Below are 14,749 nucleotides of genomic sequence, written 5' to 3'. Positions count from 1 at the left end.
CCCCGTCACCTCACACGCCCCAGTAGTAGCTCCACTTGAGCATCACCGCGTCGTTGGCCGGACCCGCCAGCAACTGTCGCGGACGCAGCGTCGCGGAGGGCCGCTCACCTTCCGGCTCCGGCAGCCCCTGCTGCGAGCGTGAGTAGATGAGGAAGAGCGTGGAGCCCAGTTGGTACTCCCACCGCGCGACGACATTCACGTTCAGCGCGGTGTCGTAGAAGCTGCTGTCGTCGTCGTGCGCGACGGCGGTCAGCGAGTCGAGCCGGATGCGCGACCGCCGCGCGTCGGACGTCGCCGTGAAGAAGGGGCCGTAGGTGCCGTGCGCGGTGAAGAGCTGCGCGTAACCCTGCAAGGTGAGCCGGGGCGTCAGCACCCACTGCTGTCTCAGCGTGAGCGACAGGAAGCGCGAGTCCAGCGAGCCCAACAGGAAGCGGCCCTCGTCCAGCGTCTCCACGTAGCGCGGCCCATGGTCCGTCTTGTCGTTGCCCACGGAGAGCTCCGTCTGGAGCGAAGGGTGCGGCCTCGCGGACAAGGTGACCTCCCCACCCCAGTCCCAGGCCGGAGCGCTCGGTCCGCCCTGGAAGCGGTGGCCGAGCGCGACGTACCCCTCCACCGACACCTTGCGGTTGGGGTTCGTCTCGCCGCTGAGGCTCACGAACATCCGGTCCGGTCGCTCCAGCGGGATGCCTGTGTTCGCCAGCTCCCGCACGTCGTAGCCGTTGAGGTCCAGGCCCGTCTCCACGCTCAGCGTGTCGAAGCTGGGCAGGGTGGCGCTCGCGTAGAGGTTGAACCAGGTGACCCGGTGCTCGCTCCGGTCATCCGCCGTCCACTTTCCACCGGCGTGGGCATTGGCGAACAGCGCCTTGAACGGGCCCAGGCCGTTGGGCCGCGCGTAGCGCAGCGAGGCTCGGGGGGCCACCTCGTTCTGCGAGCGCTGGAAGCCCGTGGCCACCAGCGACAGCTTCGGCGTGGCGACATCCACGCCGACCTCCGGACGCAGGCCCTCGCCACCGAAGCGTCCCGCGCGCAGATAGCCGCCCACGCCCGAGTCCCCGGTTTGCAACCGCGTGCCATCCGCGAGCACCCGCTCCGGCGGGCCGCCATCCACGCGTGAGGCCACCATCATCCCGTACACGCCCCAGGTGCTGTCCGCCGTCTTCAGGTCGAAGTCGAGCGCGCCCGCGAGCCCGCCGCGTCCCCGACACGACGCCGGTTGCTGTGAGTCTTCCAGGGCCGCGTCCTCGGCGGTGCAGGTGCCCGACAGCGGGTTGGCCATGGCCACCGCGCCGCCCACGCGCGAGCCCGCGCCCACCTTCCCTCGTGCCACCGCCACCAGGTAGTGCGTCGTCGCGGAGGGCTCGTCCGGCAGCTCCAGCCCCGCGCCCAGGTGCAGCGGCCTGCGCCAGTCGAAGCGCAGGTTCCGGTCCGGGCTCGCCTCGTCGCGCGCCTGCCAGGGGCCGGTGACGAGCGCGTCCAGCACGCCCACCTGCACGCCGCCCACCGAGCCCGTCACCTTCGCCGCGCCGAGCAGCGGCGTATCCAGGCCGATGCGCCGCGAATAGAAGAGCGCCAGCGGCGCGCCGCCCACGTCCATGCCCACCGGTTGGAACAGCTCCATGCCCTGCGTGAAGAAGGGGCGCCGCTCCGGGAAGTACGCCTCGAAGGTGCTCAGGTTGAGCAGCAGCTCATCCGCCTCCACCTCGCCGAAGTCCGGATTGAACGTCGCCGCCAGCGCCAGTTGGCTGGTGAGCGCGGCGCGCACGTCCAGGCCCACGTCCATGGACGGGCTGAGCAGACGCGGCGCGGGCCGTGACGCGTCCGAGAACTGGGGCCGCGCCAGGCCCCGTGCCGCCAGGTACGGCATCAGCTCCCACCGCCCGCGCGGCTGGAGGTTCTCCAGGCCCGTCAGGTGTCCCAGCCGCGACACGTTGGCGTTGTGGTTGCGCGGGTTGTCCACCGACTCCAGCTCCTCGTTCTTGCGCGCGATGTCCCGCCGCACCGAGAAGCCCCACGTCTGCACCGGCGCCTCCGGGAAGCGCAGCAGCGAGAGGGGAATGGCGAACTCCGCCACCCAGCCGTCCTCCACGCCGTCCGAGGCGCCCGCCCAGATGCCGCTCCAGTCCTCCGTGTAGTAGCGGTCGTCGTAGTAGAGCCCGTCGCTCTGCACGCCGCCGGCGGTGACGGAGAAGCTGTACGCCGTGCGGTGGTCATGCGTCGGGTCGATGAGGACGTGAATCGTGTCCGAGTAAGGCGCGCTGTCCCGCCGCCCCAACCGCCGGTCGATGCGCGAAGGCTCCGAGTCGCGCGCCACCACGCCCACGTACAGCATGTCTCCGTCGTAGAGGATGCGCAGCTCCGTCTTCTCCGACGGCGTCCGGCCCGCCGCCGGATAGCGCTCCACGAAGCCGTCGAACACCGGCGCGCGCGCCCAGTCGTCCTCGTTCAGCTTCCCATCCACCTGAATCGAGCCCGTGGCCCGCGCCGCCTGGAGAAACTGCTCCTTCCCTGGCCCCTCCACCGCCGCGCTCGTCGCCAGACTCCACAGCGACACTCCGAGCGCGACGGCCCCTCTGATACCGGATGACATGACCCATTTCCCTCGTGTCCCGCGAAGCGGGGACACCGGGCTCCCTCGGTAAAGAACGTGAGTAGGCGGAGTTTCCTGAATGACCCTGGAGTGCTACTTGCCGCCCGCGTCGCCCTTGCCGCCGCGAGACATGGAACGCATGAACGTCTCGTCGATTCCATGGATGCGCAGGCGCACCAGCTCGTCCGGGGTGATGTTCTTGTAGCCCGCGTCGCGCAGCTTCTTCACGAAGTCGGACGTCACGCCGTGGATGCGGAAGGAGACCAGTTCTTCCTGCGTGATTTCCTTGAAGCCCAGCTCTCGCATCTCCTTCACGAAGGGCATGGTGACGCCGTGGATGCGCATGGCGACGAAGTCGTCCGAGTCCAGGTCCTTGAAGCCCAGCTCGCGCATCTCCTTCACGAAGGGCGTGGAGACGCCGTGGATGCGCATGGCGACCAGCTCGTCGGCGTCCAGGTCCTTGAAGCCCAGGCCGCGCATCTCCCGGGCGAACTCGGTGGTGATGCCGTGGATGCGGAAGGCGACGATTTTCTCGGCGTCCAGGCCGCCGTAGCCCATGGCGCGCACGTCGCGGATGTACTCCGCGGTGACGCCGTGGATGGACATGGCGAGCAGGTCCTCCCAGGACAGCTTGGGGAAGCCCGCGGAGCCCAGGTCCTTCACGCGCTGGGACGTGACGCCGTGGATGCGGCCCTGCACCAACTGCTCCAGCGTCAGCTTCTCGTACCCCAGCTTCGCCAGCTCGCGGATGTACTCGGGTGACACGTTGAAGATGCCCACCGTGAGCAGCTGCTCCAGCGGGATGTCCTTGTAGCCGAGCGCCCCCAGCTCCTTCACCCGCTGGGTGGTGACGTTCGTCGCGGCGAGCTGGAACTGTTGAAGCTCGGTGAGCTTCGGGTAGCCGAGCGTGGCCATGGACTTCGCGTAGGTGTCGCTCGGCGCGAAGCGGTAGTGGCCCGCGCCGTCTCCGGCCTGGAAGGTGCCGGTGAAGGTGAAGACGCCGGCCTCGCGGGAGAGCGTGAAGGTGGCCGGGCCGTCCGCCGTGGGCAGGCCCTGGAAGGCCGCGCGGGGCTCGGAGAAGCCCATCTGCCCGTTGCCGCCGTCCTCGTCGTCGGGGTGGATGAGGCTGATGTGGAAGTTCTCGGCGGACTTCTCCCGGGAGGAGGACGTCCAGGTGCCTCGCAGCTCCTTCGCGGCGGAGGCGGTGGTGGCCACCAGCAACAGGGCACAGCAGGTCAACAGCGACGACACGCGACGCATCATGGTGAGGCTCCTTCGGTTCTGGACGGAGCCCTGCCGTCCGGCTCGCGTCCGGTGTGGACGCGTCCGAGGGGAAGGGCGTGAGAGGGGCGGGGTGTCACGGGGCCGGGGAGCGAGCGATGCTCCCCGGGCCACTCTGTGACAGGTGTTTCGGTGTGACGGTGTTACTTGGAGTCGCGCAGGCGCCGGACGAAGTCGGCGTCCACGCCGCCGGCGCGCAGGCGCACCAGCTCATCGGGGGAGAGGTTCTTCAGGCCCGCGGCGTTCAGCTCGCGCAGGAAGTCCGGGGTGATGCCCAGGGCGCGCAGCTCGGTGAGCTCCTTCGGGTCCTTGGTCTCCACGCCGGCCGAGCGCATCTGCTCCATCCACTCCGGCGTGACACCCACCGCGCGCAGCTCCTGGAGGTCATTCACGGAGAGCTTGGGTAGGCCCATCTTGCCCAGCGCGCCGATGTACGCCGGGTCCACGCCCACCGCGCGCAGCTCGGAGATGTCCTCCAGCGACATGCCGGAGTAGCCCGCGGCCTTCAGTCCGCGCACGTACTCCGGGTCCACGCCCACCGCGCGCGCCTCCACCACGTCGTCCGGGTTCGTCGTGTCGAAGCCCGCGTCCTTGAGCGCCGCCACGTACTCCGGAGTGATTCCCAGGGCGCGCAGCTCCACGAGCGCGTTGGCCTCCAGCTTGCGGCCGAAGCTCGCGGTCATCTGCTTCATGTACTCGGAGGTGACGCCCATGTGGCCCATCTCGACGAGGTTGGCGACGGTGGGCTCGTAGCCCATCGACTCCAGCTCCCGCACCCGCTCCGGCGTCACGCCCGCCGTCTTCAGCGCCACCAACTGGTCGACGGAGAGCGACTGACCGGCGCCCACCTTCGTGCGCTCGTCGAGGTCCGAGTCCTCGTTGTCCTGGCGCGTGGACACCTTCACGTTGGGCGCCGCGGCCAGCTTCATCGGGAGGGCCACCTTGACGTCTCCGGGCGGCCTCGGCGCCGTGGGGAGGCGGGGGAGGGCCCGCGGGCTCGGCGGCGCGGGAGGCTCGGAAGCCTCGGGCGGCGCGGGGACGGCGGCGTTCGCGACGCCCGGCCTGGACACGTCGGAGGTGGGGGCCTGGCCCAGCACCAGCGACGTCAGGGGCGCGGCCACCGCGAGGCTGCTCACGAGCGTCAGCACCGACGCCCCCGCGACCCAGCGGGAGGAGCAGCGCGGCGCGGGCGGAGAGACCAGGCGGCGCACGCGCTCGGGCAGCGAGCCGCCCAGCGCGGACATCGCGTGGCTCGGCTCCGACGAGGGCAGCACCCGCAGGGACTCCAGCGCCGTGAGGGCCCGAGCGTAGGAGACGGAGTTGCCGCTGGCGCTCACCGCCACGTCGTCGCAGCAGTGCTCGCGCTCCACGCGGATGACGTTGGACATCCACCGCACGGCCGGGTGGTAGAAGAAGAGCGTCTCCACCACCACCTGCGCCAGGTTCACCGCGAAGTCATGCCGGCGGATGTGGGCCAGCTCGTGCGCCAGCACCATCTCCAACTGACGGGTGGGCAGGCCGGAGAGAGCGGACACCGGCAGCAGCACCACCGGAGACAGCCAGCCCACCGTCGAGGGCACGTCCACCTCGGTCGTCTGGAGCAGCCGCACCGCGCGAGAAAGGCCCAGGCGACGCGACAGCGTGTCGAGCCGCTCCTGCCACTCGTGGGGCGCGGGCAGGGCACGGCGCGCGAGCCGGCGCAACTGCACCCACTCCGCCGTCAGCCGTCCGGAGCTCAGGCCCACGCCCGCCACCCACGCGAGCACCACCCAGCGCAACAGGTCCGCCAGTGACTCGCGCACCCGCTCCACCACCAGCGTCAGCAGGCCCGCGGGCTCCATGCGGGTCCAGTCGGAAGTCGCGGCCCGCGCGGGCTCGCGCTCGGAGACCCCGGTGTGAGCGGAGCGGTCCCACCGCGCCATGGCCCGGGTCCGCGCCGCGACGAGCGACTCCTGGCGGAGGTCCCGCGTGGACACGGCGTGCTCGGCCGCCCGCGTGGCGCGTGCTTGCGTCGCGTGCCGCCACCCCGTGGCCACTGGCAGCACCACGGTCAGCACCAGCGCGCCACACGCCAGCGCATACCGCGCGTTGGCCGCGCGCCGGCCCACCGTCATCAGCGCGACCGCCAACCCCAGCGCCACCAGCGTGCCCTGCCAGAGCGAGTGCACCAGCGCCCATCCCATCGACTCCATCACCAGGCTGCTCATTCGTCCGCTCCTTCCATGGAATCGAGCAACTGGCGCAACTGGGCCAGCTCCTCCGGGCTCGTCTTGCGCGAGGACAACGCCTGCATGGCCAGCCGGGCCGGAGAGCCGCCGAAGGCGCGCTCCACCAGGTCCGTCACCAACTGCCGCTGCGTGCGCTGCTCCGTCGCATGGGCCCGGTACACGTGCGCGCGCTGGGACTCGTCGCGCGCCACCAGGCCCTTGTCCGTCATGATTTGCATCAGCTTCAGCACCGTCGTGTAGCCCGTGGCCTCCGCCGGCTCTCGCCGGTGAAGCGCCTCGTGCACCTCTCGCACCGTGCTGTCACCGCGCTCCCACAGCACCCTCAGGATGGCCAGCTCGCCATCCGTGGGGCGCGGCAGCTTCGACTCGCTCATGGCTTCCTCGCATCCAGCATCCACGAACTCATCATACGAATGGGTTCGTAGATGTCAACGAAGGTCTTCGTAGATGCTCCCCGTGACGTCGGATTCGCTCGGGAAGTGCGGGCCAGTCCTCAGCCTGGGAACGAGAGGCCTCACTTCCGTGCCTGCCTGCTCCCGGGATTTTCCCAGGAGGAGAAGTCATCGCCTTTTCGAGTCGGAAGCGTCGTTCCCACCGAGGGGAACGCGAGTTCCACGCAAGGGGCCCTCGCGTCGCGCCTGCTCGGCCTCCAGGGAGGTGGGTTCGTCGGCGTGGAGGCGACCTGACACGTCCCTCGCGTGGCACATCCGGTGAAAAAGGTCCCCCCGACACGAGTCATCCCGGCTCGAGAAGACGAAGCAGGACGGGGCAAGAAAATGAAGGCGTTGAGCGGTTGGATGGGTGCGGCGTGTGCCGCCGTGGTGGGGTTGGCGGGTGTGGCGGAAGCGCATGATTTGACGTGTTCGAAGCTGGTGAACGGGCAGGCCTCCGTGGAGGTCTCGACGTATCCCTTCACTGCGAACTTCAGCTTCCAGGTCAACAACGTCCACCCGACGTTGCCGTCCATTCTGTTGACGGCCGCGGACCCGCTGCTGGTGTTGGAGGGCTTCTCCTTCATCCCGCCGCCGCCGGTGGTGATTCCGGTGGGCCAGTCGGTGACGTCGAACTTCGCGCTGACGATCAACAGCTACGACGACTGCCGGACGCTGGCGCTGCTCGATGGGCTGGTGGACGACCACATCGACAACGTGTTCACCTCCGGGTTCGACCTGGGCTCCTCGCTGTGCACCGCGCGCATCACCTGCGTGCAGCCGCCGCCGGAAGTGTGCACCGCGACGCGGACGCTGGGCTTCTACAAGAGCCACATCTCCGCGGTGCAGCAGTGCCTGGCTGGCGGCCCCATTCCCCTGGGCAGCATCGGCATCGTCGCCACGCTGCCGGGCGCGGAGGGCCTCCTGTGGGGTGACCCGGCGAAGTATCCCATCACCGGCCTGCCGCGCAGCCAACTGGACCGCATCCGCTTCCTGGTCGCCCGTCAGATGCTGGTGGCCACCTGCAACCAGCGCCTGTTCGGCGGCCTCACCGTCCCGCCCAACCTGCTCGCGCTCGTGCTGACCGCGCTGGGCTCCGTCGACTGCACCACGCTCGAAACCCTCAACACGCAGTTGGACGCGTACAACAACTCCTGTGACGCCGGTGCGTTCCCCGGGGGCTTCGACCCGGGCCCCGCGACGCCCCAGGCCGCCCAGGCGCTCGCCGTCGACTTCACCATTCCCACGGGCCTCATCTGCATTCCCTGAGCCCCGTTTCACACACACCTTCCAGACATCGATTCACTCAAAAGCTTTCGAGGAGACACGTCATGAAGAAGTTCCTGCTGTCCACGCTGGGGGCCTCGGCCCTCGTGCTCGCCGCCTGCAGCGGTGATGACTCCGTCCCGTTCCCGGGCGACGACCCGGGTGTGGAGACGCCCGTGCCTGGTGGTGAAGACCCCGCTCCGGGTGGTCAGGACCCGGGCCCCGTTCCCGGCGGTGAAAACCCCGGCCCCACCCCCGGCGGCGGGCAGGGTCCCGGCACTCCCTCCACGCAGAGCTTCGAGCTGCGGGTGAGGGGCGAGGGCCTGACGGACTACACCTCGCTGAAGGTGCCCGTCTCCGACGTGCTCATCACCACCGCCGAGGGCAAGCCCGTGCCGGTGCAGGTGATGTCGAACATGCTGGAGCTGGCGACGCCGGGCCACTCGCCGCTGGCCGCGCGCTTCACGGTGCCGCCGGGCGTCGACAAGGTCAAAATCACCGTGCACTTCAACGCGCTGGGTGACTTCGCCCGGAATGGCGCTCAGGCGTCGGAGCTGGACGCGCGGGTGGCGCCGGTGACGTTCGAGGCTCGCGTGAGGGACTTGTCCGTGCGTGGCCGCGCGGTGCTCGTGCTGGACATGGCGCGCTCCATGGTGGCGCTGCAGAAGTCCAACTCGACGCTGATGCTGCCCAACGGCTCGGTGAAGTACTAGCCGCGTCGGGCGGGTGAGCTCTTCCGGCGAGCCTCTTCAGGAGGCTCGCCGCTTCCCTTCGTCTACGGCTCGCCGCCCACTCGCGCCGAAGCGTCTTCCGGCTGCGTGCCCTGGCCTTCCTTGCCCTGCCAGAAGCGGCGCGGGTGGTCATCACCGCGCGTGCCGTTGGAGAGCTTGTCCACCCACGGGTAGCGCTTGGCCTCCTCGGCGGTGTAGCCCAGGTTGAAGACGGTGGGGCTCTTGGGCTTCTCACCGGCCTTCGAATAGAAGGTCCCGAAGAGGCGGTCCCAGAAGTAGTTGGTGATGCCGTAGTTGCCCTGCTCGTTGTGGTAGTGGTGAGACAGGTGCAGGCGCTTGATTTCCTTCAGGAAGCCCAGCTTCGGCGTGTAGTTCAGGTGCTGGATGCAGTGGCAGAACTCATAGAAACACGTAACCACCATCGCCCAGCCCAGCGCCGCCGCCGCTCCTGACTTCCCGCCGATGAGATAGCCGATGGGCGCGATGACTCCGCCCACCGTCGGCAGCACGTTGGCCAGCGCGCCGAAGAGCACGCGCAAGTCATTGGGGTCCTGGTGGTGGTCGAAGTGGATGCGCTTCCACGTCGCCGCGGTGAAGGGCGTCTTGTAGAGGAAGCGGCTGTGCAGGATGTTCTTGTGGACCAGGTACCAGCCGAACGGGAACACCACGCTCGCGGCCAGCATGGCCAGCAGCATGCGCACCGGGTTGTCGAACCACTTCACCGCGTACACGAGGCTGACGATGCCCACGGTGATGTAGGCCAGGACCGCGTAGTACGTGAAGAACGAGTAGACGAGGTCGCCCAGCGTCATCCGGTCCAGGTTGTGCTTCCGGTGCTTCAGAAATGAAAAGGGTTCGCTGACCGCCACGGTATCCCTCGCAATTGGACGCTGCCCGCCCATGCGGCGTCGCTGTGAGTAGCAGGGGCCCGGCACCCTTGCGCCACAATCATCCGGCCTGCTTTTACGTTTTTCTGCGATGCAAGAGAAGCACCGCTGCTTGCCGGTCCGCCGGCTGGGTGCCTGCCCTCCCGCCTGGATGGGGGCCGAGTTGAGCGGCGGACTTCCCCGACAGGAGACCACGGCCCACTTTCGACGGTAGGGATCAGCGCGTGGAGGCTCCCATGGCGGAAAAGGCAGGGGAAGACAAGTCGCGAGGGAGCAGGGCCCGGGGGCAGGCAGCGGTGGCGCGGAGCGTGGAGCCGGCGGACCGAGGGACACTGGCCCTACGTCGGACCACCTCGGAGTACCGAGCCGCGGCGGAGGAGCAGGCGGCGCGGGTGCGCGAGGAAATCGAGGCGGCGCTCATCGTCGCGCGAGACACGCGAGAAGCCATCGAGCGGAGAATCGCCGACGAGCTGCACGCGCCCCCCGGCAGCTTCCGGGCGAAGACCCAGCGCAAGCAGCCGGCCCGCGTCGCCGTGCGCAAGACGCGGAGCAAGGCCAAGAAGAACTAGGGGCGCGGTGTCAGCTCCGCAGGCGCGTGGCCTCGGAGGTGGGACGCGGCGTGTCCTGCGCGTCCTCGGGGGCGGGAGGTTGGGTGGAGTCGTCACCCAGGCCCTTGAGTCGTCGCGCGAGCTGCGCGGCCTGCTCGCCCTTGGAGCCCAGCTCATGGCCCTGCACGCCGATGAAGGACACGCGGGCGCGCTCCAGCAGCGCCACCTGCGCGTGGAGCTGGGCGAACAGCCGCTCGCGCTTGCGGCTCAGGGCATCCAGGTGGTTGAGCTCCTCGCCCAGTGAGGACGCGGCGAGCTCCAACTGGCGCCGGGCGATGGTGTCCTGGATGGCGGCGGCGCGTGCTCGCAGCTCCTTCACCTGCGCGTCCACGTCATGGGCGACGACGGAGTCCAGCTGCGCGGTGAGCGCCGCGTGGGCCTCCGCGAGCGAGAAGCTCTCCGACGCCATCTTCTCCAGCACGCCCACCAGCTCCTGCCGCCCGGTGCTCGCGGGCATGCGCAGCACCGCCGTCTTGCACTGCTGGTACAGCCCGAGCGCGCGCGCGGCCAGCTCCCGCGCCTCGCCCTTGAGCGTGTCGCCGAGCGCCAGGCCCCGGGCCTCCACCGTGTCGGTGTGCAGCACCAGGTGCGAGGGCAGCGTGCCGATGCTCCAGAAGAGGGCCACGCAGGCGAAGCCGACCACCAGGGACACCAGGTTCATGTCGCCCAGGAAGCGGGCATCCAGCACCTGCTGCACGTACAGGCCCACCGGGGCGAGGATGCCGGCGGCGGCGGCGCTCGCGGCGACGGCGGTGGAGCTTCCCGCGGCGTCACGGCCGTTGCCGAGCCACGTCACCAGCGCCGCGGCGATGCAGGCCGCCAGGCTCTGGGGCAACGGGTGGGGCGCGGAGAAGAGGAAGGGGAAGACGGGCAGGACGGTGAGCGCCGCGCGCAGGCCCAGCCCGTAGCCTTTCAGGGGCCTCGCGGCGGCGAGCGCGGCGGCCACCACCGCGAAGTAGCCCGGCTCCAGCGTCAGCCGGACGATGGGCGTGAAGGGCTCCCAGACGCGCAGCGCGAGCGCCGCGAAGATGCCCATGCAGGCTCCTCCCCCCAGCGCGCGAAAGGTGCGGGATTCAAACTCCTCGCGGTGGAGGAACTGCAGGGAGAGGGCCATGGGGGCTGCACCGTCCTGACTAATAGGCGTTGTTCTCGCCGAAGTTCTTCATCGTCTTCTTGTAGAGGTTCAGCGACTCGCGGCGAACGTCACCGTCATTCGACGCCCGCCCATAGGCTGCCTCTGTCTGGTCCAGCTCCGCAAGCTCCCCCGACAGCGCGGAGGGGGACGAGCCAAAAAGCTTCTTGGCGTTGCCCAGCAGACCGACGGCGGCCTTCCGGTTGCCCCGCTTCATCTCCTCCACGGCGGCGCGCATCTGCTGGGTACCCAACGCTCGCACCGCGTGCACGCGCACGTCCCGGTCCAGGTGGGCGCGCACCAGGGCGGCGTCCTCGGTGACCTGGGCGGTCAGGGGCAGCGTCGCCTCCGCCGTCGCGTCGCGGGCCACGTCCAAGTAGCGCACGGTGGCGTCGAGCAGCCGCACGGGCTCGGTGGAGGCTGTCGCTCGCAGCGTCAGCTTCACGACGACACGCACGGACTGCGCGCTGGCCAGGTCGTACAGCGGCACCTTCACGACGTTGCCCTCGCGGGTGGTGGGCAGGCCCATGACCTCCACGTCGCGAACGCCCGGGGGCAGGGTCAGCCGCAGCTCCACGCGGCGGGCGACGGTGCTGGTGGCCTGGTCCAGCTCGCGGGAGAAGACCTCGGCCAGCCGGGCGGAGTTGTCGATGAAGCCGGAGAACCCGCCGCCCTGCTCGGCCATGCCGCGCATGAGGCTGGCCTGGAAGTCCTCGCCCACGCCGAGCGCGCTGACGGTGATGCCCTCGTCGCGCAGGCTGCGCGTGAGGTTGAAGAGCTCCGGCTCCGTCACGAAGCCCGTCGTCGGCTGGCCGTCACTCAGCAGGATGGCGCGGCTGACGCGGTACTGGGCGAGGTGGCCGCGCAGCGCGGTGGCCGCATCGGAGAGTCCGCCGCTGATGTTGGTGGAGCCATCCGCGCGGATGGCGCTGATGGCGGCGAGCAGCTCCTCGCGGAAGGCGTCCGTGACGAGCCGGCTGGCGATGACCTTCGTGTCGGTGCCGTAGTGGATCAACGCCAGACGGTCCTCGGGGGTGAGGCGGCTCACCAGCTCGGCGGCGGCGCGCTTGGCGTCCGTGAGCTTCTGCCCCTCCATGGAGCCGGAGCGGTCCACCACCAGGGCCATGTTCACCGGGACGCGGCGTCCGCTCTCCACGGGGCGGGCCTTGATTTCCATCCACGCGAAGGCCTCGCTGGCGCCCGGCTGGACATAGGCGCCGGACAGCTTTCCGGAGAGGGTGAGGGCGCCATCGGAGGGCTGGGCGACGATGAGCGGCAGCACGGCGGTGGCCGGCTGCTCATCCGGCTGGGCCACGGTGTGGCTGGTGTCGGTGACGGGCGGCGGAGGGGGAGGCGGAGGCCTGCCCAGCGAGAGCGCGCCCAGGGCGAGCAATCCAGCGGCGGACAGCAGCAGCAGGGTGCGGTTCATGCGGTTCCTCGGGGTGTGAGGGCTGACGTGGACGGCACAGTCTCCCGTCCGCTCCCGGGCCGCATCGGTCACCGGGAGGAGGGTCCCCCCGATGACCGATGGAGCGATGTCAGGCGTTGCGGTGGCGGGCGCTGGAGGGTGGAAGTAAACCCAGACGTCTGTCCTTGCGCGGGGGGCTTGCGCCGGCCTCGGCCACGCGGATCCACCGATTCGCTCCCAGGATTCAAGAAACGAAGCAACTCCGACCTGGGGACCCCGATAATCGGGGAGGTCGGCGTTCGTCCGCCCCGGCATTGGCCGCTGGGACTGTACCGGGTGCCTCGTTCTCAGGGAGAAGTCGTCATGACCACGATTGGCAAGTCCGGTTCGCGTCCCACCACGTCCGTGAAGCCCGAGCCGAAGCCGGAGCCGGTGAAGCAGCCCGCCCAGGCCCAGCGTCCCGACGCGGTGAAGACGGCCGTCGCGCAGCGGATGCAGGACGGCTTCGAGGCGGCCCCGCGCACGGGTTCGGCGTCCCGTCCGGTGCTCTCGGAGATTCGTGGCGAGGGTGCGCCGGTGGGTCCGGGGTCGGCCGTGGGCAAGGCCGTGGCCAAGGTCGCCGAGAAGATCAAGGACGCGGCTGCTGCCGCGGGTCCCCAGGTGAGCACCAACGCCAGCGGCCAGACGGTGGTGGACCTGGGAACGGGGAACAACACCGCGACGGTGTCGCAGGGCAAGGACGGTTCGCTGACCGTCACGTCGGGCAAGGACTCGGTGACGTTGACGGCGGAGCAGGCCAAGGGCGCCATCATCCAGGGCGGCGATGGAAACGACAGCATCACCCTGGACGCGAGCGTCACGCAGGACGTCACGGTGGACGGCGGCGCGGGCAACGACAAGCTGACGGGCGGCGCGGGCAACGACACGCTCATCGGCGGCGCGGGCAACGACGCGGTGCTGGGTGGCGCGGGCACCGACACCGTGTCGGGTGACGACGGCGACGACTACGTCGAGGGTGGCGCGGGCGACGACCTGGTGAACGGTGGCGCGGGTCGCGACGTGCTCTACGGCCTGGACGGCAATGACCTGGTGAACGGCGGCGAGGGCCGCGACTACATCGACGCGGGCGCGGGTGACGACACCGCCACGGGTGGCGCGGGTGACGACCAGGTCATCGGCGGCCGGGGCGATGACTCTCTGAGTGGTGGCGAGGGCAACGACGCGGTGGCCGGTGGCGCGGGCAAGGACACGGTTAACGGCAACGGCGGGACGGACAAGCTCTACGTCGAGGAGGGCGAGGAGAGCGCCGACTCGGCCGGAGATACGCGGACCATCGTCGACATGACGGACGCGGACAAGCGGGGCAGCTCCGTGTCGGTGAAGGGCACTCCGGAGTTCCAGGCGCGCGTGCAGTCGGACCTGGACGCGATGCGCTCGCTGCCGTCGGGTCAGGACCTGCTGCGCTCGCTGGATGGCAGCGGAAAGACGACGACCATCTCGGAGACGTCCGGTGGCAACACGGCGTCCGGCACGGCCTTCAACGACGGCTTCTTCAACAAGGACGGCACGCCGGGCAAGGGCACGGACGCGACGGTGAACTACAACACCTCGCGCATCTCCCTGGGCGCTGACGAGTGGATGAACCGTCCTCCGATTGTCGGCCTGTTCCACGAGCTGGTGCACGCGTCCGACATGAACAACGGCACGCTGGCGAACGGTTCGAAGGACGGCACGCGCAACCTGGAGACGTCCGCGGTGGGTCTGCCCGTCGACCTGGACCAGAACCCGGCCACGCCGGACGTGGTGCAGGGTGGCCGCCCCGGTGAGAACGTCCTCCGCGACGACCTGAACCTGCCCACCCGGCCGCACTACTAGCCGCTGCGTAGCAGGTGAGTGCCGCCGGCCGCTCCGCCACAGCGGAGCGTTGCCGGCTGCGTCGCCGCATCCGAGCCGCACGGGCCGCTCCGTCACATCCGCGCGTTGCCGGACGCTTCGTCACATCCGCGCGTTGCCGGCTGCTTCGCCGCATCCGAGCCGCACGGGCCGCTCCGTCACAGTGGAGCTGTGCCCGGCGTGCGGCTGCACGGAGCCCTGCACCGTCGTACCAGTCAGCCGAAGCTGGTCAGAGAGGACCCGCCAGCAGGTGCTGCCCGTGGTCCCGTCCCTGAGCGGATGATCCGCTCCCGGCTT

The 14,749-nt window shown here is 69.9% G+C and carries 11 protein-coding genes; 4 read left to right on the top strand and 7 right to left on the bottom strand.

Annotation, left to right across the window (positions count from 1 at the left end):
* Positions 1 to 10: 10 nt before the first annotated feature.
* The 4 genes from HUA76_RS05950 to HUA76_RS05935 form a co-directional block, all read right to left on the bottom strand.
* A complete protein-coding gene (locus tag HUA76_RS05950) occupies positions 11 to 2,587 on the bottom strand; it encodes a carbohydrate binding family 9 domain-containing protein (protein ID WP_174455924.1) in 2,577 nt (858 codons plus the stop codon).
* Positions 2,588 to 2,680: 93 nt separating this feature from the next.
* Positions 2,681 to 3,850, bottom strand: a complete 1,170-nt coding sequence (locus HUA76_RS05945) for a 4-hydroxy-3-methylbut-2-enyl diphosphate reductase (protein ID WP_254613990.1) — start codon at positions 3,848 to 3,850, stop codon at positions 2,681 to 2,683.
* A 161-nt stretch (positions 3,851 to 4,011) separates the two neighbouring features.
* Positions 4,012 to 6,075, bottom strand: coding sequence for a M56 family metallopeptidase (locus HUA76_RS05940; RefSeq protein ID WP_174460226.1), 2,064 nt, complete (start codon positions 6,073 to 6,075; stop codon positions 4,012 to 4,014).
* A complete protein-coding gene (locus tag HUA76_RS05935; protein WP_141641690.1) occupies positions 6,072 to 6,470 on the bottom strand; it encodes a BlaI/MecI/CopY family transcriptional regulator in 399 nt (132 codons plus the stop codon). The genes HUA76_RS05940 and HUA76_RS05935 overlap by 4 nt, the downstream gene beginning before the upstream one ends.
* 402 nt (positions 6,471 to 6,872) lie before the next feature.
* Between HUA76_RS05935 and HUA76_RS05930 the strand changes: the two genes are divergently transcribed.
* On the top strand, positions 6,873 to 7,796 hold the full coding sequence (locus HUA76_RS05930) for a hypothetical protein (RefSeq protein ID WP_174460225.1): 924 nt from the start codon (positions 6,873 to 6,875) through the stop codon (positions 7,794 to 7,796).
* A gap of 62 nt (positions 7,797 to 7,858) precedes the next feature.
* Entirely contained in the window at positions 7,859 to 8,506 is a 648-nt protein-coding gene (locus HUA76_RS05925; protein WP_174460224.1) for a hypothetical protein, read from the top strand.
* Between the two features lie 62 nt (positions 8,507 to 8,568).
* Here HUA76_RS05925 and HUA76_RS05920 read toward each other — a convergent pair whose 3' ends face one another.
* The gene (locus HUA76_RS05920) at positions 8,569 to 9,393 is read right to left on the bottom strand and encodes a sterol desaturase family protein (protein ID WP_141641687.1); all 825 of its coding nucleotides are present in this window, start codon (positions 9,391 to 9,393) and stop codon (positions 8,569 to 8,571) included.
* Positions 9,394 to 9,647: 254 nt separating this feature from the next.
* Between HUA76_RS05920 and HUA76_RS05915 the strand changes: the two genes are divergently transcribed.
* A complete protein-coding gene (locus tag HUA76_RS05915; protein ID WP_246137061.1) occupies positions 9,648 to 9,980 on the top strand; it encodes a hypothetical protein in 333 nt (110 codons plus the stop codon).
* A 10-nt stretch (positions 9,981 to 9,990) separates the two neighbouring features.
* Here HUA76_RS05915 and HUA76_RS05910 read toward each other — a convergent pair whose 3' ends face one another.
* On the bottom strand, positions 9,991 to 11,133 hold the full coding sequence (locus HUA76_RS05910) for a hypothetical protein (RefSeq protein ID WP_174455919.1): 1,143 nt from the start codon (positions 11,131 to 11,133) through the stop codon (positions 9,991 to 9,993).
* 19 nt (positions 11,134 to 11,152) lie between these two features.
* Positions 11,153 to 12,580, bottom strand: a complete 1,428-nt coding sequence (locus tag HUA76_RS05905) for a VWA domain-containing protein (RefSeq protein ID WP_174455918.1) — start codon at positions 12,578 to 12,580, stop codon at positions 11,153 to 11,155.
* 342 nt (positions 12,581 to 12,922) lie between these two features.
* Between HUA76_RS05905 and HUA76_RS05900 the strand changes: the two genes are divergently transcribed.
* Entirely contained in the window at positions 12,923 to 14,434 is a 1,512-nt protein-coding gene (locus HUA76_RS05900; RefSeq protein ID WP_174460223.1) for a M91 family zinc metallopeptidase, read from the top strand.
* Positions 14,435 to 14,749 lie beyond the last annotated feature (315 nt).

The organism is Myxococcus sp. CA056 (assembly GCF_013336715.1).
GTDB lineage: Bacteria > Myxococcota > Myxococcia > Myxococcales > Myxococcaceae > Myxococcus > Myxococcus llanfairpwllgwyngyllgogerychwyrndrobwllllantysiliogogogochensis.
This window is presented reverse-complemented; position numbering and strand designations above follow the sequence as displayed.

Bases quoted from the DNA above. Each gene is read 5' to 3' on its own strand.
- HUA76_RS05930 (WP_174460225.1), top strand. From the start codon at position 6,873: ATGAAGGCGTTGAGCGGTTGGATGGGTGCGGCGTGTGCCGCCGTGGTG.
- HUA76_RS05940 (WP_174460226.1), bottom strand. From the start codon at position 6,075: ATGAGCAGCCTGGTGATGGAGTCGATGGGATGGGCGCTGGTGCACTCG.
- HUA76_RS05945 (WP_254613990.1), bottom strand. From the start codon at position 3,850: ATGATGCGTCGCGTGTCGTCGCTGTTGACCTGCTGTGCCCTGTTGCTG.
- HUA76_RS05900 (WP_174460223.1), top strand. From the start codon at position 12,923: ATGACCACGATTGGCAAGTCCGGTTCGCGTCCCACCACGTCCGTGAAG.
- HUA76_RS05925 (WP_174460224.1), top strand. From the start codon at position 7,859: ATGAAGAAGTTCCTGCTGTCCACGCTGGGGGCCTCGGCCCTCGTGCTC.
- HUA76_RS05950 (WP_174455924.1), bottom strand. From the start codon at position 2,587: ATGTCATCCGGTATCAGAGGGGCCGTCGCGCTCGGAGTGTCGCTGTGG.
- HUA76_RS05910 (WP_174455919.1), bottom strand. From the start codon at position 11,133: ATGGCCCTCTCCCTGCAGTTCCTCCACCGCGAGGAGTTTGAATCCCGC.
- HUA76_RS05915 (WP_246137061.1), top strand. From the start codon at position 9,648: ATGGCGGAAAAGGCAGGGGAAGACAAGTCGCGAGGGAGCAGGGCCCGG.
- HUA76_RS05905 (WP_174455918.1), bottom strand. From the start codon at position 12,580: ATGAACCGCACCCTGCTGCTGCTGTCCGCCGCTGGATTGCTCGCCCTG.
- HUA76_RS05935 (WP_141641690.1), bottom strand. From the start codon at position 6,470: ATGAGCGAGTCGAAGCTGCCGCGCCCCACGGATGGCGAGCTGGCCATC.